Source organism: Methyloversatilis sp. (assembly GCF_030696805.1).
GTDB lineage: Bacteria > Pseudomonadota > Gammaproteobacteria > Burkholderiales > Rhodocyclaceae > Methyloversatilis.
The window spans coordinates 60,950-84,762 of the sequence record NZ_JAUYRO010000034.1 but is presented as its reverse complement, the minus strand read 5'-3'; the positions used below and the strand labels follow the sequence as shown (position 1 = coordinate 84,762).

The following is a 23,813-nucleotide window of genomic DNA, read 5'->3' as shown; positions in this document are numbered from 1 at the left end:
GCCCGTTGCCCGTCCGCTGTCGTGTCGAGGCAGTCACTCCATGAAGGAATGTGTTGCGGATGTCGCTGACCGAAGTCGTCGAAGGTGAAGCTTGGCCCCTCGTCCTGCAGGCCCGTTGCGTGGATTGGTCCGCAATCACGCTGACAAGTTTCCGTCATGAGCACGTCACGCTCGAGGTGGCGCCGGGCGGCGCGTGGACCAGTACGCCGCCGGCCGGCGCTGCAGCCGCAGCGCTGTTCGACATTTTTCTGCCGCTGGTGGCGCGCGATGCGCCGCTCGCCATCGCGCAGATCGGCCAGAGCCTGGACGGGCGCATCGCGACCGACAGCGGTCATTCGCACTATATAAATGGCGACGAAGCGCGTCGTCACCTGCACCGGTTGCGTGCCGTGGTCGATGCGGTCGTGGTCGGTGTCGGCACGGCGGACGCCGATCAACCGCAACTGACGGTACGCCATGTCGTCGGGCCGCATCCGGTGCGCGTCGTGCTCGATCCGCGCGCGCGGGCGCGGCGCTGCGGGGCGCTGTTCGAACAGGCGGATGCGCCGACGCTGCATGTGGTCGCACCCGGTCGGGGTACTGTCGCAACGCCGGCCCACGTCGAATGCATCGAGCTGACCGCGGATGCAGACGGATTCGCGCCGCAGGCGGTGCTCGCACTGCTGGCGTCGCGCAGCCTGAACCGCGTGCTGATAGAAGGCGGCGGGGTGACCGTGTCTCGCTTCGTGCAGGCCGGTGCGCTCGACCGGCTGCACGTCATGGTCGCGCCGCTGCTGATCGGCTCCGGCCGACCGGGTCTGACCTTGCCGCCGATCGCCACCCTCGATGAGGCGCTTCGCCCGCGCTGTCGCAGTTATGCCTGCGGCAGCGACACGTTGTTCGACCTTGAACTGGACGCGACGCGGGTGCGCTGACGCAGCAGCACCAGTGCGCCGGGCAGGCTGGACAGCAGCACCACCAGACCGTAAGCCACGGAAATCGCCACGCCTTGCGCCGGGTCAAGCCCGGCGGCGGCCCAGATCAGGGCGGCTGCGCCTTCGCGCACGCCCCAGCCGGCGACCGACAGCGGGATCGCCATTGCGAACAGCACCCAGGGCACCAGCGGCCACAGTTCGGAAGTCGGAAGCGTCACGCCGAGCATGCGAGCACAGCATATGAATACGGTGATGTAGCTCAGCACGACGCCGGCCGACGCCAGTAGTTGCACCGGCCATACCTCGCGCGCCAGCAGGCTGCGCCTGAGCACCTCAACGAGGCGCCCGGACGGGCGGGCGCACCGGCGCAGCAGCAGAACGACGGCAACGGTGCCGGCGAGAAGCGCGCCGAAGATCCAGCCGGACCGACCGTCGATTGCGCGCGCCAGGGCGGCCTGCAGCGGCGCCGATGCGGCCAGCCCCGCCAGAGCGCAGAGCAGCAGCACGAACTGGCCGGATGCGCGCTCGATCACCACGGCCTGCCAGGCAGCACGGCCGGCATCCCCGTCCCGCGCATGTCGCCAGGCACGTGCCAAGTCGCCGGCCACGCCGCCCGGCAGCACCTGGTTCAGAAAGGTGGCAAGGTAGTACTCGGCGTACGCCTGCCGCCGGCCCAGCGGCGCGCCCAGGCGGGCGGCGGTATAGCGCCAGCGCCAGGCCGACAGCGCCACCTGCGGCACGCTGAGCAGCAGTGCAGCGATCAGCCAGCCGGGCGATGCGCCGCTGATGGCCGCGCCGATCGACGCGCTATCCAGCGTGACGGCGAGGCCGATCAGCAATGCGGCACCGATCGCATAGCGCCATGCGGCGCCGCCTGTTCTCATATTTCTACGCCGGGTTCGGCGTACAGATCGAAATGGCCGACTTCGATACGGGTCGATTCGCGCGCCAGCGCCAGTTGCCGGCGTACGTGCCACGCCTCGATGCGAGCAGCCGCATGCGGGCACTGTTCGGCTGCCGCCGCGCGCCAGCCGTCGAGCAGGGCGGCGGCGAGCGCACGCTGGCCGGCGTCGGCGGCATGCAGCAGCCACGGGCTGTAGGCCAGCGTGACGCGAAACCCCTGAGCTTCAAGCAGCGTGGCCAGCCGCGGCGCTGCGCGGGCGCCGAGCGCGGGGCCGGCATTTCTGTCCACGCCGTCGCTCGCTGCGCTTGCCGCTCCGGCGCCCTTGTTTCGTTGCTGGTGTGCATTGAAGGCAGTGCGCACGAAGGCGTCGTCGGGATCAGCCACCTCGCCATCTTCGATCACCCAGTGACCATCGACACTGAGCGTGATCAGCACCGCGCAGCCTGCGTAGGCACAGGCGTCGGCGAAGCGGACCAGCCAGCCTTCGTCGACCAGGTCGATCAGCGCCGAGGCGCTGACCAGATCGCTGCCGGCAAAGTCGTCTTCGGACAGCATGTGCAGCGACCGCAGCAGCGTGTTCACGTCGGCCGGCCTGCCGTCGCTGTCGCACAGCAGGCCGCAACTGCCTTGTGCCAGCGCGAGCAGTGCCGGGTCGTGGTCGACCAGCTGCCAGTGCTGCGGTCCGGGCAGCCGGGGCGCGAGGTAGCGCGGATTGGCGCCGCTGCCGCTGCCCAGATCGATCAGTCGCAGCGGCCGGCCGGCCCGCGCGCGCAGCCAGTCGTGCGCCAGCCGGTTCAGCGTGTCGACCCGCGCGGCCGTGTCGGCCGGACGGCGCAGTGCGAGCCAGCCAGCGTCGAACAGCGTGTCCGGATGCGGCGTGTCTGCGCGCAGAAGTGGGGCGCTCATGCGGTCTGATCCGCCACGGCGAGCATGTTCCGCAGCGCGGTGGCGAAGGCGTCGCCGGCGACGGTCCAGTCCGGCAGCTCGGGGCGCAAGGCGCGTGCGCCTGCGCGCAGCGCATGGCGGGTGGAGGTGTCGCCGATCAGGTGGCGCAGCGCTGCCGCCAGCGCCGGCGCGTCACCGGGCGCGACGGCAACGCCGGTGCCCGGCGGCAAGGTGTCGGCCAGCGCACCGCCGGTCGTCGTGAGCACCGGCAGGCCGTGCGCCAGCGCTTCGGTAATCACCATGCCATAGCCTTCGTAATGCGATGGCAGCACGAACAGGTCGGCGGCCAGCCACGCATCGGCCAGCGTTGCGTCGCTGCATTCGCCGTGCAGGCGGATGCGCGCATAGAGGCCGGCGGCGGAAATCTGCTCGGCAACCTGTGCCGCGTGTTCCGGCGTGCGGGTGGTCGAGCCGATGCAGTCGCAGGTCCAGTCGAGGTCGGCGATCGACTCCAGCGCGGCGATCAGCACGTTGTGGCCCTTGCGTGGCGTGACGGTGGCCACGCACAGCAGTCGCGGCGGTGCGTGGTCGGCGGCGGCCAGCGGAGCGGCGTCGACGCCCGGTTCGACGACGGCAAGTGGTCTGCCTCCAACACCATGGTCGGCCAGCCGGCGCGCCGTGAAATGGCTGCTGGTGACGATGCCGGCCATGTGCGAAAGCGCCACGCATTCGCTGCGCAGCAGGGCACGGCGCCGGTCGGCGTCGAGACCGGTTTCGTCGGCCAGCGGATGGTGGATCAGCGCAATCAGGCGCAGCCGCCCGGCGTGCGCCGCCGCGACGTCGGGCAGGCCGCCAAGTGCCAGACCATCGATCACCACGGCGCTGCCGTCGGGCAACGCGGCCAGCGTGCGCTGCAGCGCACGGCGCGCCGTGTCGTCGGCGTCGGGGAAGCGGCCGGGCAGGCCGGTCACCTCGACGGCCCAGCCGCGTGCGCGCAGCGCGGCCACGATGCGCGCATCGTAGCGGTAGCCGCCAGTGTGCTGCGCCGGGTCGCCCGCGACGATGAAATGCAGCGTCACAGATCCGCTTCGTAGCCGGCCCAGGCGACGTGCGATTCGTGCAATGTCACCTTCAGCCGATCCAGCCCGCGCCCGCTGTCGCCCAGCCGGCCGTCGCGCGTGGCGGCAGCGATGCGGTCGAACACCACGCGCGCCATGAATTCGGTCGTCGTGTTCCGGCCCTTGAAGGCGGGTTCTTCGTCGAGGTTGCGGAAGTTCAGGTCGGCCAGCACCTCATGCAGCACGGTACTGGCGAGGCCGATGTCGATCACCAGCCCGTCGGCGTCGAGTTCGGCGCGCTGGAAACACACGTCGATCAGGTAGGTGGCGCCGTGCATGCGCTGCGCCGGGCCGAAGATTTCGCCTTGGAAGCTGTGCGCAATCATGATGTGGTCGCGGACGGTGAGGCTGTACATGGAAGGTCCTTGGTGTGGGGAAACAGGGCAGAAGGTCAGGCGCCCGGGTAGCGGATGCGGTGGCACAGCACACCGGCGCCATCCGTAGCCAGCGCGGGCATCAGTTCGGGCAGCCCGGCGAAATCGCTTTCACCGCTGATCAGGGCGTCAAGACTGTGGTCGACGAGCAGCGACAGCGCGAGTTCCATACGCCGCCGATAAGTCCAGCGCGGCAGTCGCGTGGGCGGCAGGTGACCGACCTGGCTGGAACGCAGCGTGAGGCGCTTTGCGTGGAAGGCTTCGCCCAGTGGCAGCGCGACCGTCTGCTGGCCGAACCAGCTCATTTCGACCACGGTCGCTTCGAAGCCGGCCATCGCCAGCGCGCTGCGCAGGCCGGAGGCGCTGCCGCTGGCATGGATGACGAGGTCGCATTCCTGTGGGCAGTCGGCCGCGTTGGGCACGCGCAAGGCGAGGCCGAGCGCAGCGGCCGGCGCGGCTCGGCCCGGATCGATGTCGATCAGCGAAACCTGGGTGCCCGGGATGCGCGCGCAAAGCCAGGCGACCAGGGTGCCGACGACGCCGGCCCCGATGACCGCAATGCGATCACCGACCGATGGCGCGGCATCCCACACGGCGTTGATCGCGGTTTCCATATTGGCGGCCAATACTGCGCGCGCCGCCGGCAGGCCTTCGGGCAGCGGCACGACAGCGTCGGCCGGCACCACATAGCGCTGCTGGTGCGGGTGCAGGCAAAACACGGTGCGGCCGCGCAGCGCTGCCGCCTGTTTGCCCATGCCGTCCTCGACGATGCCGACGCTGATGTAGCCGTACTTCACCGGACCGGGGAAGTCCCCTTGCTGGAATGGGGCGCGCATGCGCTGATACTCGCTTGCCGGGACTTCGCCACGGAATACGAGACTTTCGGTGCCGCGGCTGATGCCGCTGTACAGCGCGCGCACGCGCACCTCACCGGCGCGCAGCGCAGGCAGCGCTTCGGTGCGCAGTTCGCCGGCGCCGGGCGGGACGGTCCAGAATGCAGACGTGTGATCGGTGGGCATGGTTTTTCGTCGTGAGCGAACGATTCGGTGCTTCAACGGATCGAAACGCGAGCTGAAGTATGCAGGTGGATGGACGTGCCGCCACGACTGAAGGTTGCACGATGTCGGAAATTGCAGACACCGCGGGACAGGACTCAGGGAGATCGGCTTGGCAGCAGGACTGGGTGACGCGCGACCGTTGAACGCGGTGCCGCCGATGTGGGTGGATCTGCTGGCGGGTGGCGTGCTGCTCGCCATCCTGACGGCCACCCTTGCGCACGCGCTCGATCTGCCGCCGGGGGTCGGCGTTGCCACGCTGCTTGTTTATATGGTGATGGCTGCATTGCTGCTGCGCTGCTGGCCGGACGGGCGTCGGCCGCTGGGCGCGGCCAATCGCGTGACGCTGTTTCGCGCGTTGCTGGTGGCGTTGCTGGCCGGCGCGCTGGCGAGCCCATCTTCGCTGGCGGCACAGGCGACGCCGTTCGCCGTGCTGGCGCTTGCCGCGTTGCTGCTCGACGGGGTCGATGGCTGGGTCGCCCGCCGCTTTGACGCCGCCAGCGATTTCGGTGCGCGCTTCGACATGGAACTCGACGCATTCCTGATCGCGGTGCTGTGCCTGGCGCCGGTACTGCTCGGCAAGGTCGGGCCCTGGGTACTGGCGATCGGGGCGATGCGCTACGCCTTCGTCGCCGCGATGCCGGTCTGGCGCTGGCTCGATCACCCGCTGCCGGACAGCGTGCGCCGCAAGACGGTATGTGTGGTGCAAGTGGCCTGCCTGCTGGCGTGCCTGCTGCCGGCCGTCGATGCGCGTACCACGGCCGCGCTGCTGGGCGTCGCTCTGCTTGCGCTCGCCGCCTCGTTCTTCATCGACATCCGCTGGCTGTACCGCCGGCGGGCGCACACTGATCTTTGTCGGATTTCCGACTGAACCGGGAGGGCTTGCCATGAAAACGACGCATCCGCTTCTGCAGCAGCTGTACCGCCCGCTGCTTGTCGCACTGGCCTGCGGCACGTTTGGTGTTGCTGCGCACGCCGAGCCGCGCACCTACGACATCGATCCCGATCACTTTTCGATCGGTTTCGGGGTCGCCCACATCGGCTTCGCCGACACCCTCGGCCTGTTCCTGAAAGGCAAGGGCAGCTTCGTCTACGACGAACAGACGCGCAAACTCAGTTCGGGGCGCGTCGTCGTGTCGGCCGACAGCGTGTTCACCAACCACAAGGCGCGCGACAACCACGTGCGGGAAAACGACTTCCTCGACGCCAAACAGTATCCGGACATCGTGTTCGAAGCCACCGGATTCGAAACGACCAGCCCTGCAGCCGGCAAGCTGGCAGGCAAGCTGACTCTGCTAGGCCAGACCCGCCCGGTCACGCTCGACGTGACGCTGAACAAGGCGGCCAGCTACCCGTTCGGCCACAAGAAGCACACGCTGGGCATTTCGGCGCGCACGACGATACGGCGCAGCGAATGGGGCATGACCTACGGCGTGGAAAAGGGGCTGGTCGGCGATGAAGTGGCGCTGACCTTCGAACTGGAGGCAATCAGGCAGTAGCCGGCCCGCCGCCGGCGAAGCAATCTTGATTCAGGCCGGCTCGCACGCGTACTGGCGCGACATGTCCTGCTTCATCTGGTCGTACAGCGGCTGCATGAAAGCGGGCAGGTGGGCCATCAGTTCGGTGCGGTAGATGACTGACGGCACGCGCTTGCCGCGATGTTCGATCGCGCGCCCGATCAGGTGTATGCGAAACCCCAGCGCCGACAGGTGTCGCGCCAGCCGCGCTTCGGTAAGCGTGAACAAGTGTTCGATGCCGTGCAGTTCCGCCGCCACGAGCAGGCCCAGATACAGGCCGACCGGGATGTACGGGAAACGCGGCTGATCGCGCGTGCCCATGTCTTCGTCGGAAATCGCCATCGGGCTGCCGCTGTCGCCCTTCCGCTTGCGGTAATCGGACAACACCGCCAGGCGCGAAATTTCGACCATGGCGCATCGATCCACCTTCGCCGGATCGATGATCGACCGGTCTATGGCATCGGCGCAGAGATTTTCGAATGGCAGCAGTTTTTCCGGCGTATCGGGGTCGCACTGCACCAGCCGGACACAGCCAACAATGCGGCCGTGTGCCTGTGCGCGCAACGCGATGTGCAATGACCGCTCGTCGTAGCTGTCGGTTTCCTGGTGTTCCGGATTGGTGTTTTCGTAGCCAAGCTCTTCGCAGTACACCGCGTGTCTGACGCGAAACACCTCGTGCTTGAGTTCGTCGGTGACGGCCGCTTCCACCGAGAAATACTTGGCAAAATTATCTTTTAGGTTTCCGACTTCGAGCAGAAACATGATGATCTGACCACGATAGACGACGCTGGATTCGTTCCGCGACGTGACGGCAGGATGCGGCTACTCCACCTTTTTCAGATATTCCTTCGTGAATATCTTGTCCGGGAGTTCGCGCAACTGCAATGCGCTGTATTCAAGCACAGATTGATCGCCTTCCCTGAGGGCATCCTGCATGACCAGCCGCGTCGGCCGCAATTTTCCGCCCAAGGTCTTGTACTCGTCGTACACGCAGGTTTTCAGCAGTTTTCCCGAAAGTGAATAAAACTCGGCCTTGTGTGGCGCGCCATTGCTCACACGGACCCAGTAGAGCACGCGTGCATAGGTCACCGAGCGATCCACTGCCGTGAGCTCCAGTGCATGGTGATCGGCGCCATCGATCTTCTCGACCCCGATCAGTCTGGGCGTGTAATCCCCGGAAAAATTGGCGCGCGCAAGATCACCGTTTGCCACCTGACCCGTCAGACGCTGGGCGAGGGAGAGGCGTACCGGTTGCGATACCGTCGGCAGGAATGCCCACAGGTCACGTTCTTTCATCAACAGTATCTGCCCGCGCTCGGACGCCGGTTCGATGGTCTGGATGATCGTGTTGCTGCTGCCCTTGGACAGAATCCTGAACTTGCGGAATTCTTCACCGCTCGAGCTGTTTGACGTGATGCTGACTTCGACCTGGAAGGCCTCGCGCGGGAAGCGGATCGTGTCGGCCTTTTCCACTATACTCGCGGCATCCTGAGCAAAGGCAGGCTGGGCAACAAGAAATGCCGAACCCAATGCGACCGAAGCGAGTACGCAGCGAGCAAGCGATGCCAGGCGATTGGGTACTGCTGCAGCGCGCAATGAGCGGGTCCGTCGTTCAGCCGGACGGATGCAGGAAAGCAATGCCATTCGTGATGTCTCCAGTGGCGGGCGTCCCGCCCTCAACTCTAGCCGGGCGTATTGATGAATAACGTCGTCCAGATCCGGAACGTGAGCCGCAGTTACATGCTGGGCGGCCAGCTGGTGACCGCGTTGAAGAATATCACGCTCGATATTGAGGACGGCGTGTTCATCGCCATCGCCGGTCCCTCCGGCAGCGGCAAGTCGACCCTCCTCAATCTGATCGGTTGCATCGACACGCCGACCAGCGGGCAGATACTGATCAACGGGCAGGATGTGTCCGGTCAGACGCCGGATCAACTGGCCGGGCTGCGCGCTCGCACCATCGGTTTCATATTCCAGACCTTCAATCTGCTGCCGGTACTCACCGCCTACGAAAACGTCGAGTATCCGTTGCTTCAGTTGCCGGAAGTCGGCAAGGAAGAACGAGACCGGCGCGTCCGCTATTTCCTGGACGTGGTCGGACTGGGCAAAAAGATGAATAATCGACCGAACGAATTGTCCGGCGGCCAGCGCCAGCGTGTGGCGATCGCCCGGGCGCTGGCCGCACAGCCCGCTATCGTGCTGGCAGACGAACCGACCGCCAACCTTGATCGCAAGACGGGTGACGCGATTCTTGAATTGATGCGTGAGATCAACCGTACCTTGAAAACAACCTTCATATTTTCCACTCATGACAAGCGCGTCATGTCGATGGCCGACCGTCTGGTCCGCATCGAAGACGGCGAATTGACCGCACTGGGTGTGCAGAAATCGCCGGGTGAGTGGTCATATGTCAAGCCGCCGAAGCCGGCTGCCGACAAGGCGGCGTGATGATGTCCCGAGTCATGCCCCCGATGAAGCGGAATGCGGTCATTCCATCGTTGGCCATCGCGCTGCTTGTCGCATTTCCCCCAGCGCACGCCGCCGATCCGCTGGACGACCTCTTCCTCGACGCACCGGCGTCCGACACACCGGCGAAGTCGGACGCAGGGGGTTCATTGCCGGATCTGGGCGAAGCATCGGCACCCGCGACGTCCGGCTGGAAGGGATTCACGCAGTTCGAACTGGCCCGCACCGTGGCCGGTGACAGCCACTGGTCGAAGGCGCGCTGGCGCAACGAGTTGGGGCGCAGCGGCAGCTTCGGGCAGGGCATCAAGTGGAAGGCCTTCGGGCGCGTCGATTACGATTTCGCCTATGGCTGGGAAGACGATTTCTACAATGCGAATGTGCGTGACGACAAGCGCAGCGAGTTCCAGTGGCGTGAGGTGTTCGTCGATGTGCCGCTGGGCAACATGGAACTTCGACTCGGACGCCAGCACATCGTATGGGGCGAAATGGTCGGTCTTTTCTTCGCCGACGTCGTATCGGCCAAGGACACCCGCGAATTCTTCAACCCCGAATTCGACCAGTTGCGTATTCCACAGTGGGCCGCACGCGCCGAGTACTTCCTCGGCAATGTGCATGCGGAAGTCGTCTGGATACCTTATGTGAGCGTCGACAACATCGGGCGTTTCGGCGGCGACTACTACCCTGTCCAGCCCGAAATCTCCGGGTTGACAGCTGTCTACAACGATCAGGTGCGACCGGATCGCAAGTTGAGCAATTCGAACTACGGTCTGCGCGTCAGCACGCTGATGAAGGGTTGGGACCTGTCGGCCTTTTACTACCGCAGCCTCGACGTCAACCCGACCTTCGCCCGCCAGATCGTCGGTCCGACCGCGGTGTATACGCCGGAGCATGACTGGATACATCAGTACGGTTCAACGCTGAGCAAGGACTTCGGCCGCGTGTTGCTGCGCGCCGAAGGGGTGCTGACGCTGGACCGGCGCGCGCCGACGTCGCTGCCCGGCGCGGACGGCCTGGTCAAGCAGAACATGGTCGACTACGCGGTTGGCCTCGATTTCCCGCTCGAGAACGAAGCGCGTTTCAACGTCCAGTACTTCGAGCGTTATCACAACGATCGCGCACCGGAGTTGCTGGCGTCCAAGCGCGAGAACGGCATGTCGCTGCTGTATCACCACAAATTCGGCGAACGCGTGGAAGGCGAGGTGCTGTGGGTGCAGTCGTTGGTGCGCAACGACTACATGTTCCGGCCGAAGGTCATCTGGCGCGTTCAGTCGAATTTGCGCGCCATGTTCGGCGCCGACCTTTTCGGCGGCAACTCGAATGGTTTCTTCGGTCGTTACGGCGAATCGGATCGCTATTACGGCGAAATGCGCTACTCATTCTGAGCCGAAAGCGGGGTCGTCAATGCGAGTACTGATTACGGGTGGTGCTGGTTTCATCGGCTCGCATACCGCCGATGCGCTTCTCGCGCACGGCCACAGCGTGCGTGCGCTCGACATACTCGATCCGCAGATACATGGCGAGGGCCGGCAACGACCGGTCTACCTCGCGCCTGAAGTCGAGTTGATGGTCGGGGACGTGTGCGACGCAGCCGATGTCGCGCGCGCGCTGGAAGGCGTTGATGCCGTGTTCCACTTCGCCTCGCTGACCGGCGTGGGGCAAAGCATGTACGACATGGCCCACTACGTGCGCGTGAATTGCCTCGGCACGACGACCCTGATCGAGGGCATCGTCAAGGGTGGGCACAAGATCAAGCGCTTCCTGCTGTCTTCGTCCCGGGCCATCTACGGCGAGGGGGCCTATCGGTGTGCCGAACATGGCGCACAGTTTCCGGGCGCCCGCGCCCGGGAGCGTCTGCAGGCAGGCCGGTTCGCCATGCCCTGTCCGGTGTGCGGCGCTGATCTCGATGTTGTACCGACACCCGAGAACAAGCTGGCCGAGCCGTTTTCGGTCTATGCGATCACCAAGAAGCAGCAGGAAGACTACGTCGGCTACGCCGCCTCGACCTTCGGTATCCCGGCCACCATCCTGCGCTACTTCAATGTGTTCGGCTCCCGCCAGTCCTTGCGCAACCCGTACACCGGGGTGGTGTCGATCTTCTACTCGCGCATCTGCGCGGGTCAGCCGATTTCGGTCTACGAAGGCGGCTTGCCGGTGCGAGACTTCGTGCATGTATCGGATGTGGTCGCCGCCAACCTGTTGTCGCTGACGCAGGACGTGGCGTCCGGCGCGGTCTTCAATGTGGGCGCCGGCGTGTCGAGCACCATCGCCGACATTGCGAATGCTCTCGCCCGCGCCGCAGGAAAGCCGGTGTCGATGGAAGACAAGGGCGAGTTCCGGGTGGGCGACATCTTCGGTTGCGTTGCAGATCTGAGTACCTCGCGCGCGCAGCTTGGCTACGCGCCGGCCTGCACACTCGATGCCGGCATGGCCGAATTCGAGACCTGGGCGCGTACGCAGGCGTCCGAAGACCGTTATCAACAGACGGTGTCCGAGCTGACCCGTTTCGGTTTGTTCGGCCGCGCCGGGAGCGCCTGATGGCTGAGCGCCGCCGCGTGCTGTTCGTGGCGGAGGCGGTCTCGCTTGCGCATGTTGCGCGCCCGGTCGTTCTCGCGCAGGCGCTCGCGCCCGCGTGCGATGTCAGTATTGCGTCGGCCGGGGCGTTCGACCTGTGCCTGCGCGGCACGGGTCTGTCGCGTATCGCCATCGACAGCATTGCGCCCGCGCTTTTCCTTGAACGTCTCGCCGAAGGTGCGCCGTTGTACACCCAGGCCGAACTTGCGCGATATGTCGAACAGGACGTCGAATTGCTCCAACGAGAGCAGCCGGATGTCGTGGTGGGGGATTTTCGCCTTTCGCTCAGCGTGTCCGCGCGGGTCGCGGGCATCCCGTATATGGCGCTGTGCAATGCGCACTGGAGTCCGTGGTCTGTGCATCGGCGCTTTCCTCTCCCCGACATCACGCTCACCCGCCTTCTCGGCCCGACCCTGGCAACGCCCATCTTCCGGATGGCGCAGCCCATCGCGTTCCGCCTGCATGCACGACCGCTGAATGCGCTGCGGCGCAAGCATGGCTTGTCGACCTTTCCGGATGTTCGCTACGCCTATACCGACGGCGATTTCACGTTGTATGCCGATACGCCGTCTCTGGTGCCGGTCACAGCCGACTGTCCGTCGAATCATCATTTCATCGGCCCCATCGTCTGGTCACCGGATACGCCGCTGCCCGAGTGGTGGACGCAGATTCCCGATGGGCCGCTGGCTTACCTGACCCTGGGTTCGACCGGACGCGTCGACCTGCTGCCGATGTTGTTCGACGTGCTCGAACGGCAAGGCGTGCAGTGCATGACGGCCACCGCCGGTCGTTCGAATGTTGCGGCCAGCAGTGCTTCCTGTTTCGTCGCCGATTATCTGCCAGGAGCTTCAGCCGCAGCGCGCGCGGACTTCGTCATCTGCAATGGCGGCAGCGCGACCGTCTATCAGGCGCTGTCTGAGGGGCGGCCGGTGATCGGTATCTGTTCGAACATGGATCAGTTCCTTACCATGTCGCGGGTGCAGGATGCCGGCGCCGGCATTTGCCTGCGTGCGGGCACGGTGAAACAGGATGAGTTGAAGGTCGCGGTCGACCGCATGGTCCGGGATCCGGGTTTCGCCACTGCAGCCGGGCGTGTGCGCGCTGATTTTTCAGGTTTCGTCGCCGGCAAACGGCTGAACGATCTGATCGGCACGATCCTCAAGGCCTGAAAAGGGCGCCTTCAACCTCGCTTCAAGCGCCATTGTTCATTGTGTCAGGACGAAAAAAAACGGGAGCTTTCGCTCCCGTTTTTTTCAATCGGCTTTAACCGATCAGGCCTTGCGGCGACGTGCCAGGCTGAGTGCGCCCAGAGCGAGGCCAGCCAGAGCCAGCGTGCCGGGTTCCGGAACACGTTGTTGCACCGGGCCGTTCGGATCGGTCTGGAACAGGATGTCCGGGCCAGCAGCCACGAGACCCGTGCCCGGAACGAACGTCGTACCGCCATTCACCGCGCCGATGTTCGGAACGATGGAGCCGCCGATGAAGGTTGCCGACGGATCGACCGACGTGAAGGGCAGGTTCTGATTGATGTTCGAAATCAGGAACTCGATCAGTTGACCATTCCAGAACGACAGATCGTACGTCGTCGGAACAACCGTCAGCAGGTCGATGATCGGCGTGCTGCCGCTGCCGGTTACGCTCGGGTTTGCCGAGAAGGGCGAAACGCCGTTGCTCGCGTCACCATCGCTACCCAGCGGAACAATACCAGCGCCGGTTGAGAAGTTCGAGAATACGCCGGCTTGCGATGCGGCCGGAGCGACGACGCCTTCAAACACCATGGTGCCGTCCGAGAAACCCAGGCCGGAAGCGTAGTTGGAAGCCACTGCACCGCCTGCATCCAGATCCTGCACGTAGATGCGGAAGTAGTTCGTCGTCTGGACGGCGGCGAAGTCGAAGAATGCCTGGTTGGTCGGGAACGTCGATGCTGCTCCGACGATTTCCGTGTAAGCCAGTTCAAACGTCACTTCGTACTTGCCTGCGGTGCTGCCGGCACCGGTCCAGAGACCCGAGGTGGCTGCGCCCGTTCCGTCCTGGAACAGATTCAGACGACCTTGCGAGTAGACCGTGAAAGCGTTGCCGACGAGCGGGGTGCCTGCGGTGGTCAGGTTGGTGCCGAGCACACCATCATTGATACCGTTGGCGAGGCGGGCAAAGGCTGTATTGCCGCCCTGGGCCAGCACCGGCGACGGTGCCCAGTCAAACGACGTGATGCCGCTGACCGTGCCGTTCGGCGTTGTGACACTGATCGGCGCTGCGTGCGCCGAAACCGAGAATGCAGTGGCGATTGCCGCGGCGATCGCAATCTTCGAGAACTTGATCATTTTTAACTCCGACTGGTTGGTTACTGAACCCACGGAACTACTAAAGCAATCGCTGGGCCAGTTTTTACTGTCTTGTATAGGTGTTTGAATAAAAAAGGTTTTATTTTAAATAATTCGGGATTGCCGCGTACCCGTTCAAGTGCTGATCGGATTTTGTAAAGTATTCCGACAGCGCTGGCCTACCCGTTCGCCCGGTGCGCGGAACGCTCAGTTCGACTCTGGCCGAAGGCGCTGCACGGATTTGCGCAGGGAACGTCCCGGCGCGTTGCGGGACCGGCCAACGCGGCATAGCCAGGACGCGCGATCCAGATCAGTCCTGCCGAGCATGGATTCAAGCGTATCGCTCAGCGTACGAGCGCTGGTCAGAGCGCTGTCGGAGGTCGTGAAGCGCAGCCCGCTGCGCGTGTAGTGGCTGAAAATGAGGGGTGTCATTTCCGGCTGGTGCTGCAGGCCGAGCTGTTCGCAGGTCAGCCAGAAGCGTTGAACCGCGGCGCCGGCGGTCACCCGCTGCTCGACTGTCTCCATGGGCTCCGGCGCGATCAGGCAGGCATGAGCCGAGCATACGATGCCGGGAATCAGGTCGAGCTGGACGCGGGGCGCGAAGGTGCCAGCGAGCCACGCGTTAAAAAACTCGACACGCGGCCAGCTGTGCATGACCCACTTCATCATTTTCGCCGTCATCGGATCCACACCGACCGCCGCTTCGGGTATGCGGTCCTCGCTGAACCGCGCGCCCCATTCGATGACCCGCTTGTGCACCTCGTACGCCTCGCGGATGGTCAGGCGGATCTTGGCATTGGCGAAATTCAGCCGGGCGATTGACCATCGCTCCGATCTTGATTCGAACCAGCGCACCCTGAACGGATGTGCCGTGGCTTCGAGTGCGCTGCGTTCGGCACTCGTCAGAGGCGCACCAGGCATCGGGCGTCGCTGAACGCTCCGTCGCTCTATATAGGCAAGGAGCGGGTCTTCCGTCAGCGTCGGGTCCGGCTGCAGTCGTACGTCGTACAGAAGATGGGTGTCTGGCGTGCCCGCCCTGCGCGCCCACACAGCGCGCACGCCATGTCGGGTGGCGGCGATGCGCAACGTTTCCAGCAGTGCGCCGTGCGCCAGCTGGCTTGCATGTCCTTCGAGGTCGTACACGCAGTCGTGTCGCGTGTCGAGGCCGTGAATCAGTACATGGTCGTCGGCCAGGATTTCGAAGCGCCAGGGCTGCGTGTTGTCGCCGCTGGGCGCCCAGCGGGCGAGGTCGAGGATCTGTTCGATGACGCGCATGGGGAGTGCCTCGCGTTGGATGAGGTGTCAGGCCGAAGGTTTGCGTGCGAGCTGCCGACGACCGATGGACATGATCAGTCGCTGCAGCGGGTTGTTGTTGCCACCCGGCCGCCAGGTACGCACCAGCTTGTTGCGGAAGGCGTCGTACTGCAGACCCCAGGGCGCGGCGCGCACGTCGCCGCGACCGAGCAGCAGCTTGATGCCTTCGGCGGCGGCGAAACCCGCGCACAGATTGCACGCGATCATGGTCGAGGGGCCGCGCCGTGCCGCCAGATTGATGCGCGAGGGCTCGACCAGATACGGGCGGTGCAGGCCTGCCGGCGCCAGACCGACCAGAAAGCGCAGCGCCTGTTCGGTTTCGTCGCATCCTTCAAGCCGGAAGTACTCCTCGAAACTCATCGCGTCGGGCAGAAAGATGAGCAGGGCCGAACCCATGCCGAGCGGCGCCGCGGTCACGGCTGGAATACGCAGCCGATGGCAGGCAGAAAACGTCGCGCGGCGCGCCGAAAAGGCGAAAAAATCGAGTCCATCTATATATATGTCCGCACCGCGCAGGAAGTCGTCGGGGGATTCGGCCGAAACGCCATGAGGAAACAGCTTCAGCTCTATTTCCGGGTTGATGTCGCGCGCCTGGGCCGCCAGCACGTCGAGCTTGCGCTGGCCCAGTGTGCTCATCGTGGCGCCCACCTGCCGGTTGAAGTTGGCCACGTCGAAGGTGTCGAAGTCTGCGATGTGGAAACGGCCGACGCCAAGCCTCGCCAGGGTCAGCAGATGAATGCCGCCGACCCCGCCAAGCCCGGCGATCGCTACGGTGCTGCTGCGCAATTTTTGCTGTTCAGCTTCGGTAAACCACCCGAGATTCCTGCTGAATGCTTCGTTATAGTCAAACGAGGAGTGATTTATCATCGTCCTGCCATTCGGCAATCGCTCCAGCGGAACTTTGCGCTGAAGGCTCACGGCTGCTGGAAAGTAAAAAACTGTTATGCTGGCAATACCTTAGCATCTTACCCTTCGAATCCGCATGAAGTTTTGGCTGCTTGATCTGCGACTGGCCATGCGCAGCGTGCTGCGGCAGGGGCGGCGCACGATGATTGCGATCGGAGCGGTCAGCTTCGGGGTTGTCGCCATGATCCTTTCGGCCGGATTCATCGAATGGTTGATGGACGGGATGCGCGAATCGACGATCAAGTCACAGCTCGGCCACATCCAGATTGTCAGGCCGGGGTACGTGGAGCGCGGCACTTCGGATCCGTTCGGCTTCATGATCGAGGGCGAGGATGCGGCGCGTTCCGCGGTGCAGTCCAGCAGTGGCGTGAAGGTGATCGCGCCCAGACTCAGTTTCAACGGCCTGGCGAGCAAGGGCGAAAATACCTTCGCATTCCTCGGGCAAGGTGTGTCGCCGCAGGCCGAGGCCGTGCTGTCGAGTTCGATCCGCATCAGTCGCGGTCGAAACCTCTCCGCAGAGGGGGCCAGCGAAATGATCATGGGGCGCGGGCTGGCGATCAATCTCGATGCCCAGGTCGGCGACACCATTGTGCTGCTGACCACGACAGCCGGCGGCAGCATCAATGCGATCGAGGCGCCCATCGTCGGTCTGTTCAATTCGGTCAGCAAGGAATACGACGATTCGGCGCTACGCATGCCGATCGCGCTGGCACAGCAGTTGGTCAAGGTGACGGGCGCACAGCAGTGGCTGGTGCTGCTGGAGCGCACCAACGACACCGACAGCAAAATCGACGAGTTGCGCAAGGTGCTCCCTGCAGACAAGCTTGAGCTCGTGCCGTGGTACCAATTGGCCGACTTCTACAACAAGACGCGCGACCTGTTCTCCAGTCAGATCAATGTGGTGCGGCTGATCATCCTGATGATCATCGTGCTGAGCATTTCGAACACGCTGTCGATGAGCGTCATGGAGCGGGTCAGCGAAATCGGTACCTGTATGGCACTGGGCCTCACGCGGAGTCGCATCCTGCGGATTTTCGTTTCGGAGGGGTTGATGCTGGGCGTGGTGGGCGGCGGATTGGGCGTTGTGCTGGGTTGCCTGCTGGCGGTCGGAATTTCCGCGGTGGGTATTCCATTGCCGCCGCCGCCCGGCATGGAGGAGGGGTTTGACGGCAAGATCATGCTGACCTTCGATATCGTCGCGCAGGCGATGCTGGTTGCCGTGGTCAGCAGCTTCGTGTCCAGCCTTTATCCCGCCTGGAGAGCGTCGCGCATGAACATCGTCGACGCCTTGCGCCAGAGTCGCTGAACCGCCATGTTCAAACTTGCCCTGCGCAACATCCTCCGTCAGAAATCGCGTACCTCGATGACGCTGGCTGCCATCGTATTCGGCGTATCCGGTCTCATTCTGACCGGCGGTTTCGTGGCGGATGTGCTGACCCAGCTGGGCGAGGCCACGATTCACAGTCAGCTCGGCCATGTACAGGTTTTCAAGCAGGGTTTTTACGAGAAGGGCTCACGCTCGCCGGAAAAGTACGTCATTGAGGACGCCGACCAGATCGCGCGCTTTGCGGCCAAGATGCCCGAAGCGGACACGGTGCTTCAGCGCATCCGGTTCGCCGGCCTGCTCAACAACGGCAAGGCCGACTGGGCCATCGTCGGCGAGGGCGTGGAGCCGGACAAGGAAAATCACCTCGGTACATTCGTCCGGATCACTGCGGGCCGGCAGCTGAAGGACGAAGATGCGTCGGGCGTGCTGATCGGCGATGGCGTGGCGAAGGCGCTTGCGCTTGAGCCGGGCGACACGGTCACGCTGATCATGAATACTGCGGACGGCGCCCTGAACACGACAGAACTGAACGTGGTGGGCGTTTTTCAAAGCTTTTCGAAAGATTTCGATACGCGTGCCGTAAGGATTCCCATCGCAGCAGCGAGGGAGCTGCTGGCGCGCGATGGCGCCAATTCGATCGTGTTGCTGCTTCATCGCACGTCCGACACTGCGCTGGTAAAGGATCTGCTGGTTCCGCGGTTGCAGTCTCTGGGGTTCGATATCCGGGACTGGGTGGAACTGTCTGATTTCTACGCGAAGACGGTCGAGCTGTATCGCACGCAGTTCGGCGTGCTGCAATGGATTGTATTGATCATGGTGCTGCTCAGCGTGTTCAACACGGTGAATATGAGCGTCTTCGAGCGTGTGGGAGAATTCGGTACGCTGATGGCGCTGGGCAACACGCGTGGTTACGTGTTCAGGTTGGTCATGGTGGAGAACGCAATGTTGGGTCTGTTCGGCGCCGTGGTGGGAGTCGTGCTGGGTACGCTCGCGGCGTTGGCGATCAGCGAGGTCGGTATCCCGATGCCGCCTCCGCCGAACTCGAATGTCGCCTACACCGCTACCGTCAGGGTGCTGCCCAACACGGTGTTCCTGGCATTCGGAGTCGGTCTGATCGCCACTTTGGTGGCTGCGCTTTTGCCGGCCCACCGCGTATCGCGCACGCCGATTGTCGATGCGCTGCGCTACAACATCTGATGAGCCGTGACGCAATAGAGCGCGCTGTCGGGCGCATTGGCTATGATTCGCGGCTTGTCTCGCCGCTGTCCTTCTGGAGGATGCAATGTTTCGTTCGATCTTTGTGATGTCAGTACTGCGCAAGTGTGCCTTGCTCCTTGCGCCGCTGGCGCTTGTGGCGTGCTCTTCGTCACCGTATCCGGCCGCCCCGACGCAGGCATACAGCGACGGCTACAACTACATTCTCGGCCCGGGCGATTCGGTCAGCATCGTCGTGTGGCGCAATCCGGAAATTTCGTCGACGGTCACCATCCGGCCGGACGGCAAGATCACCGGCACGCTGTTCGAAGACCTGCCGGCAGCCGGGCGTGACCCCACGACACTGGCGCGCGAGATCGAGCAGGTGCTGTCCAAGTACATCCGCGATCCCATCGTCAGCGTCATCGTCGCTGGCGGCATTGGCCCGTACAGCGAACAGATCCGCGTGATCGGCGAGGCGGCCAAACCGCAGGCTCTGGCCTACAAGCAGAAGATGACCTTGCTAGACGTGATGATCGCTGTGGGCGGCATCACCGACTTCGCCGACGGTAATGCGGCGACCATCCTGCGCACCTCCGAAGGCGACAAGCAATACAACGTGCGCCTGAAAGACTTGATCCGCCGCGGCGACGTCAGTGCAAACGTTGATGTCAAGCCGGGCGACATCCTGATCATTCCGCAGAGCTGGTTCTGAGCCCCATGTACATCTTCAACAAGGAGTTGATCGCTCGTGGATGACCTTCTTGGCCAGTTGTCGGGGTATGCGCGGCAGGCTTGGGGCTACCGCTGGGTTGGCTTGGTGACGGCCTGGTTGATCGGTGTCATCGGAATGGGTGTTGTATTGATCCTTCCTGATCAATATCAGGCTTCTGCAAAGATCTACGTCGACACTCAATCGATTTTGCGCCCACTCATGTCAGGTTTGGCTGTTCAGCCAAACATTGACCAGCAAATCAACATGCTGAGCCGGACGCTGATCAGTCGTCCGAATATCGAAAAGCTCATCCGCATGGCAGATCTTGATCTTGAGGCGAAGACCAAGACAGAAAAGGACAAGCTGATTGACGAATTGATAACGAAGATCACCTTGTCAAGTTCGGGCAGGGACAACTTGTACTTTGTTTCATTTCGCGATGAAAAACCACCGCGCGCACAAAAAGTCGTGCAGGCGATGGTATCCCTGTTCGTCGAGTCCGGCCTTGGTAGCAAGAGGCTGGATTCCGACCAGGCAAGGAAGTTTATTGAAGAACAGATCAAATCCTACGAAGCGAAACTGCTTGAAGCCGAAAATCGGGTAAAAGAGTTTCGACTGAAGAATCTTGAACGCCCAGGCGGTGGACAGAAGGATTATTTCGGAAGCCTCGGAGAGGTGCAGAATCAATTGAGCCAGGCTCAGCTGGAGTTGCGTGAGGCGTCGAACTCACGCGACTCTCTGGCAAGACAATTGCTCGGAGAAGAACCCACCATTGCCGCGGAGTCGACATATCAAGGAATGCAGTCATCAAAGGGTGGTCCGTCCACCGCAGAGATTGATGCGCGGATATCAGCGATCAATAATGATATCGAGGCGCTTCTTCAGCGTTACACAGACCGCCATCCTGATATTGTCCTTTCGAAGGCGCGCATTCGCGCACTTGAAGCGGAGCGTAAGGAGATCGTTGATAGATACGAGGCTGAAGCCGCTGCGTTGGCGGCTAAAGAAGAACCCGTGGCTACCAGAAAACCAGTGGCGGGGTCGCAGCAGATTCCAAATCCCGTGTACTTGCAGATCAAGATCGCTCTCGCCTCTGCAGAAGCATCTGTTGCCTCTCTGGGAGCCCGGGTTGCCGAATATCAAGGTCGGCTGGAAAAGCTTCGTCAATCGTCACGCCTTGTGCCGGAGCTGGAAGCGGAATTTGCGCAGTTGAATCGTGACTACGATATTCATAAAACGAATTACAACAATCTTGTGTCGCGTCGAGAATCGGCATCGATGGCTGAGGAGATGGACGCGACAGGTGTTGCGGAGTTCCGGCTGATAGAGCCGCCGCGAGTTGCTCCACAACCTGTTGCGCCCAATCGACTTATTCTCCTTACTGCGGTCATTGTCGCTGCACTGCTTGTTGGAGTGGCTGCGTCCTTTGTCGTATCTCAACTGCGCCCCGTATTTCATGATGGACAAAAACTCTCTGAAATCTCGGGCGTGCCGGTTCTGGGTTCGGTCTCCATGCTGCTTTCGGACGATCGCAAGAAATACGAACGCCGGCGAAGTGTCTTTTTCTTCGGCGGTGTGAGCGGCTTGGTGGCTACATACGCCGCCATATTGGCTTTCGTGTCGCTTGTGATGCGTAGCGCGTAAGGAAAATCATGAGCATCATCGAACAGGCGGTTGAACGAATCACCCTGCTGAAGAAGGCAGGGGTCGATATTGGTTCGACCGATACTGTCTTGCCGCCTGAGCCATTGAATACGCTCCCCACCGCAGGTGCGGTAGGGAGTGCCACGGCCGTCGTTCCCGCAAGCCCCGTCTCGTCGAATCAGTCCGAGCCCGAAGTGCGGGCTTCGATCCAGGCGCCGGAATCGGCCTCGCGCAGTGTCGAGCTCGACCTGAAGCGACTGGATTCGATGGGTATTGTGGTGCCCTCGTCACCACGGTCCCAGATTGCCGAAGAATTTCGCGTTATTAAAAGACCGATTCTTGCGAACGCGCACGGCAAGGGCGCCGCGCCGGTCGATAACGGAAATCTGATAATGGTGACGAGCTCTGTTCCGGGTGAGGGAAAGAGTTTCAATTCCATTAACCTCGCGATGAGCATTGCAATGGAACTCGATAATCGGGTGCTCCTGGTCGACGCCGACGTTGCGAGACCTTCCATTCTGAATCTTTTGGGATTGCCGCCTGCCAAGGGTTTGATGGATGTGTTGTTGGACAAGAACGTCAGTCTGCCCGACGTTCTGTTACGTACGAATATCGAAAAGTTGACACTGCTCCCGGCGGGGATGCCTCACAAGAATGCAACCGAATTGCTCGCAAGCGGTGCAATGCACATGTTGCTGGTCGAGCTCGCACATCGATATTCGGATCGGATCATCATTTTCGACTCTCCTCCACTGATGGTCACAACGGAAGCGCCCGTACTCGCGCAATCAATGGGACAAGTGCTGATGGTTGTAGAAGCGGGTCGCACGACGCACACAATGGTCAAGCAGGCGCTGAACAAGGTTCGTAACTGTCCAGTCAGGATGGTGGTTCTCAACAAGGCGCGCTACGCACGTACGGACGGCTACTATGGTTATTACGGATACGGGTACGGCTATGGCGCTGACCGCCCCCGAGTGCCCGGCGACAAGGTCCTTGACTAAGAAGCAGACAGCCTTTTGCAGTCGCTCCGTGACTGCCTTGATTGTTGGCTGGACGCTTGTCGTTCCTGCCCGGCATGCGCACGCCGAGAACTGGAGGGTGACACCGACATTGACAACGCGGGCGATCACGTCCGACAACATCAATTTTTCGCCTAATGATCCTGCGTCGGATACGCTCATCGAAGTCAATCCAGGCGTCAGTGTCAGGAGAGTGAGCCCGCGCATCAATCTGACTGCTGCCTACACGCCTCGATACTTTCATTATGTTGATGAGACGTTTTCTTCGAGGGTTTCACACGCTTTCAATGTGAATGGACGCTTTGAAGTCATTGACGACCTGTTCTTCATGGATGTGCGTGCTGTGGCCGGACAGCAAAATACTTCTGTTTTCAACGCCGTACCTACCGATAATTCACTCTCACCGAACCAGCTCAACAACACACGCACCTATTCGATCACGCCATCATTTCGTGGCAAGGTGCGGTTGGGCGAAGTTGCGACGTGGTCTTCCAGCCTTTCGACAGTGCGAACGGAATCGACAGGTAATCTTGGCAGCGTGAGTTCCGAGACGTTCAACGGAGCGCTGGAAGGCTTACCTGCAAAACTCGGCTGGCGCGTCGATGTAAGCTCTACCTCCACCGAATCGGATCGTGGGAGCACAAAGCGAGAGCGTATTACCGGATCGCTGATTTATCGACCTGATGTTTCGTTTCAGTTATCCGTTCGATACGGCTTCGAGAAGGGCAATGTGTTCAACAGTGGGCGAAGTCCTGGTGACCAGGGTTTCCAGGGTACTTACGGTGCAGGCATCGTATGGACGCCAACGCCGCGGACCTCGGTCAGGGCTGATATCGACAACCGGCCTTTCGCCAACACCAGTTCGCTGAGTGCGACGCACCGTATGGCGCGCATGTCTTTCAGCGCCACGCACGCGCGTACGCTTACCAATCGCGCACAGCAGTTGCTCCAGCCGTCGGGCGTAGTCGATCGCTTTGACAGCCTTAGCCTGCTGGAACCGTTTGCGAGCCTGACCGATCCGATCCAGCGTGAGCAACTCATGACTGCGTTCCTCGACAGTCAAGGCATCAGCCGATACATCGTCGGACTCAGTCCCATTCTGACCGACAGCGAATTTCTGCAAACCCGATCCCAGATATCACTCAGCCGCGCTGGCGCGCGCAACACGATGTCGCTGAGTCTGTTTCTCACTGAAAGTGACAGCGGTGTCGGGTCGCCCCTGGCAGCGACTGGTGACGATTTCTCGCGTGCCAGCGTCATCCGGCAGCACGGCTGGAATGCCTCTTATTCACACCGTATCGGGTCGAGATCGTCGCTCGCGTTCAGCTACTCTTCGACGCAGTCGAATGGACGCTCAACATCGCTTTCCGGACTGAGCAGCAACAGGGATGTTCTGAACGCCACTTTGTCGACCGCTCTCGGAGCGCGTACGAACGGCTCGATCGGCTTGCGCATGACACGTGCCACAGTCATCAGCGGGGATGTGGATGAAAATGCTGTCATTGCAACCCTGACTACTCGATTCAACTGATCGGCTGGCGCTAGCCAGACGAAGTTGCGCGGGCG

At 62.5% G+C, this 23,813-nt stretch carries 23 protein-coding genes; 13 read left to right on the top strand and 10 right to left on the bottom strand.

Annotated features, from left to right (window positions below):
* Positions 1–119: 119 nt before the first annotated feature.
* On the top strand, positions 120–914 hold the full coding sequence (locus tag Q8R75_RS04410) for a RibD family protein (protein WP_305663526.1): 795 nt from the start codon (positions 120–122) through the stop codon (positions 912–914).
* Here Q8R75_RS04410 and Q8R75_RS04405 read toward each other — a convergent pair.
* From Q8R75_RS04405 to Q8R75_RS04385, 5 genes are read right to left on the bottom strand one after another with little or no spacing between them, the layout of a single operon-like run.
* The gene (locus Q8R75_RS04405; protein ID WP_305613225.1) at positions 854–1,798 is read right to left on the bottom strand and encodes a lysylphosphatidylglycerol synthase transmembrane domain-containing protein; all 945 of its coding nucleotides are present in this window, start codon (positions 1,796–1,798) and stop codon (positions 854–856) included. The genes Q8R75_RS04410 and Q8R75_RS04405 overlap by 61 nt on opposite strands.
* The gene (locus Q8R75_RS04400) at positions 1,795–2,724 is read right to left on the bottom strand and encodes a hypothetical protein (protein WP_305613224.1); all 930 of its coding nucleotides are present in this window, start codon (positions 2,722–2,724) and stop codon (positions 1,795–1,797) included. Before Q8R75_RS04400 ends, Q8R75_RS04405 begins: the two co-directional genes overlap by 4 nt.
* Positions 2,721–3,782 (bottom strand): glycosyltransferase family 4 protein, encoded by a 1,062-nt coding sequence (locus Q8R75_RS04395; protein WP_305663525.1) that lies wholly within the window; start codon positions 3,780–3,782, stop codon positions 2,721–2,723. Before Q8R75_RS04395 ends, Q8R75_RS04400 begins: the two co-directional genes overlap by 4 nt.
* Positions 3,779–4,177, bottom strand: a complete 399-nt coding sequence (locus Q8R75_RS04390) for a 6-carboxytetrahydropterin synthase (RefSeq protein WP_305613222.1) — start codon at positions 4,175–4,177, stop codon at positions 3,779–3,781. The genes Q8R75_RS04395 and Q8R75_RS04390 overlap by 4 nt, the downstream gene beginning before the upstream one ends.
* Before the next feature lie 35 nt (positions 4,178–4,212).
* Positions 4,213–5,214, bottom strand: coding sequence for a zinc-binding alcohol dehydrogenase (locus Q8R75_RS04385; protein ID WP_305613221.1), 1,002 nt, complete (start codon positions 5,212–5,214; stop codon positions 4,213–4,215).
* A gap of 148 nt (positions 5,215–5,362) precedes the next feature.
* Here Q8R75_RS04385 and Q8R75_RS04380 point away from each other — a divergent pair, with 148 nt between their 5' ends.
* Positions 5,363–6,121, top strand: coding sequence for a CDP-alcohol phosphatidyltransferase family protein (locus Q8R75_RS04380; RefSeq protein ID WP_305613220.1), 759 nt, complete (start codon positions 5,363–5,365; stop codon positions 6,119–6,121).
* 16 nt (positions 6,122–6,137) lie between these two features.
* Positions 6,138–6,749, top strand: a complete 612-nt coding sequence (locus tag Q8R75_RS04375) for a YceI family protein (RefSeq protein WP_305613219.1) — start codon at positions 6,138–6,140, stop codon at positions 6,747–6,749.
* A gap of 30 nt (positions 6,750–6,779) precedes the next feature.
* Here Q8R75_RS04375 and Q8R75_RS04370 read toward each other — a convergent pair whose 3' ends face one another.
* Both Q8R75_RS04370 and Q8R75_RS04365 read right to left on the bottom strand, forming a co-directional pair.
* A complete protein-coding gene (locus tag Q8R75_RS04370) occupies positions 6,780–7,529 on the bottom strand; it encodes a PEP-CTERM/exosortase system-associated acyltransferase (protein WP_305613218.1) in 750 nt (249 codons plus the stop codon).
* A gap of 60 nt (positions 7,530–7,589) precedes the next feature.
* Positions 7,590–8,411 (bottom strand): outer membrane lipoprotein-sorting protein, encoded by an 822-nt coding sequence (locus Q8R75_RS04365; RefSeq protein WP_305613217.1) that lies wholly within the window; start codon positions 8,409–8,411, stop codon positions 7,590–7,592.
* Between the two features lie 54 nt (positions 8,412–8,465).
* Here Q8R75_RS04365 and Q8R75_RS04360 point away from each other — a divergent pair, with 54 nt between their 5' ends.
* From Q8R75_RS04360 to Q8R75_RS04345, 4 genes are read left to right on the top strand one after another with little or no spacing between them, the layout of a single operon-like run.
* Positions 8,466–9,215 carry an ABC transporter ATP-binding protein gene (locus Q8R75_RS04360; RefSeq protein WP_305613216.1) on the top strand — a complete coding sequence of 250 codons (750 nt, stop codon included), beginning with the start codon at positions 8,466–8,468 and terminating at the stop codon, positions 9,213–9,215.
* A gap of 23 nt (positions 9,216–9,238) precedes the next feature.
* Entirely contained in the window at positions 9,239–10,615 is a 1,377-nt protein-coding gene (locus tag Q8R75_RS04355) for a DUF1302 family protein (protein ID WP_305626890.1), read from the top strand.
* Between the two features lie 19 nt (positions 10,616–10,634).
* Positions 10,635–11,768, top strand: a complete 1,134-nt coding sequence (locus tag Q8R75_RS04350; protein ID WP_305615490.1) for an NAD-dependent epimerase/dehydratase family protein — start codon at positions 10,635–10,637, stop codon at positions 11,766–11,768.
* On the top strand, positions 11,768–12,973 hold the full coding sequence (locus Q8R75_RS04345; RefSeq protein WP_305615492.1) for a nucleotide disphospho-sugar-binding domain-containing protein: 1,206 nt from the start codon (positions 11,768–11,770) through the stop codon (positions 12,971–12,973). The genes Q8R75_RS04350 and Q8R75_RS04345 overlap by 1 nt, the downstream gene beginning before the upstream one ends.
* A gap of 102 nt (positions 12,974–13,075) precedes the next feature.
* Here the strand turns inward: Q8R75_RS04345 and Q8R75_RS04340 are convergent, their stop codons facing one another.
* The 3 genes from Q8R75_RS04340 to Q8R75_RS04330 form a co-directional block, all read right to left on the bottom strand.
* Positions 13,076–14,125, bottom strand: coding sequence for a PEP-CTERM sorting domain-containing protein (locus Q8R75_RS04340; RefSeq protein ID WP_305615494.1), 1,050 nt, complete (start codon positions 14,123–14,125; stop codon positions 13,076–13,078).
* Between the two features lie 207 nt (positions 14,126–14,332).
* Positions 14,333–15,400 (bottom strand): nitroreductase family protein, encoded by a 1,068-nt coding sequence (locus tag Q8R75_RS04335; RefSeq protein ID WP_305626892.1) that lies wholly within the window; start codon positions 15,398–15,400, stop codon positions 14,333–14,335.
* 27 nt (positions 15,401–15,427) lie between these two features.
* Positions 15,428–16,306 (bottom strand): ThiF family adenylyltransferase, encoded by an 879-nt coding sequence (locus Q8R75_RS04330; protein ID WP_305626894.1) that lies wholly within the window; start codon positions 16,304–16,306, stop codon positions 15,428–15,430.
* 115 nt (positions 16,307–16,421) lie between these two features.
* Between Q8R75_RS04330 and Q8R75_RS04325 the strand changes: the two genes are divergently transcribed.
* The 6 genes from Q8R75_RS04325 (at position 16,422) to Q8R75_RS04300 (ending at position 23,778) form a co-directional block, all read left to right on the top strand.
* Positions 16,422–17,651 carry an FtsX-like permease family protein gene (locus Q8R75_RS04325; RefSeq protein ID WP_305611761.1) on the top strand — a complete coding sequence of 410 codons (1,230 nt, stop codon included), beginning with the start codon at positions 16,422–16,424 and terminating at the stop codon, positions 17,649–17,651.
* A gap of 6 nt (positions 17,652–17,657) precedes the next feature.
* Positions 17,658–18,869, top strand: coding sequence for an ABC transporter permease (locus Q8R75_RS04320; RefSeq protein WP_305611759.1), 1,212 nt, complete (start codon positions 17,658–17,660; stop codon positions 18,867–18,869).
* 106 nt (positions 18,870–18,975) lie between these two features.
* The gene (locus Q8R75_RS04315) at positions 18,976–19,581 is read left to right on the top strand and encodes an XrtA/PEP-CTERM system exopolysaccharide export protein (RefSeq protein ID WP_305626896.1); all 606 of its coding nucleotides are present in this window, start codon (positions 18,976–18,978) and stop codon (positions 19,579–19,581) included.
* A 36-nt stretch (positions 19,582–19,617) separates the two neighbouring features.
* Positions 19,618–21,225 carry an XrtA system polysaccharide chain length determinant gene (locus Q8R75_RS04310; RefSeq protein ID WP_305611755.1) on the top strand — a complete coding sequence of 536 codons (1,608 nt, stop codon included), beginning with the start codon at positions 19,618–19,620 and terminating at the stop codon, positions 21,223–21,225.
* 8 nt (positions 21,226–21,233) lie between these two features.
* A complete protein-coding gene (locus Q8R75_RS04305; RefSeq protein ID WP_305611754.1) occupies positions 21,234–22,229 on the top strand; it encodes an XrtA-associated tyrosine autokinase in 996 nt (331 codons plus the stop codon).
* Between the two features lie 28 nt (positions 22,230–22,257).
* Positions 22,258–23,778 (top strand): TIGR03016 family PEP-CTERM system-associated outer membrane protein, encoded by a 1,521-nt coding sequence (locus Q8R75_RS04300; RefSeq protein ID WP_305611752.1) that lies wholly within the window; start codon positions 22,258–22,260, stop codon positions 23,776–23,778.
* Positions 23,779–23,813 lie beyond the last annotated feature (35 nt).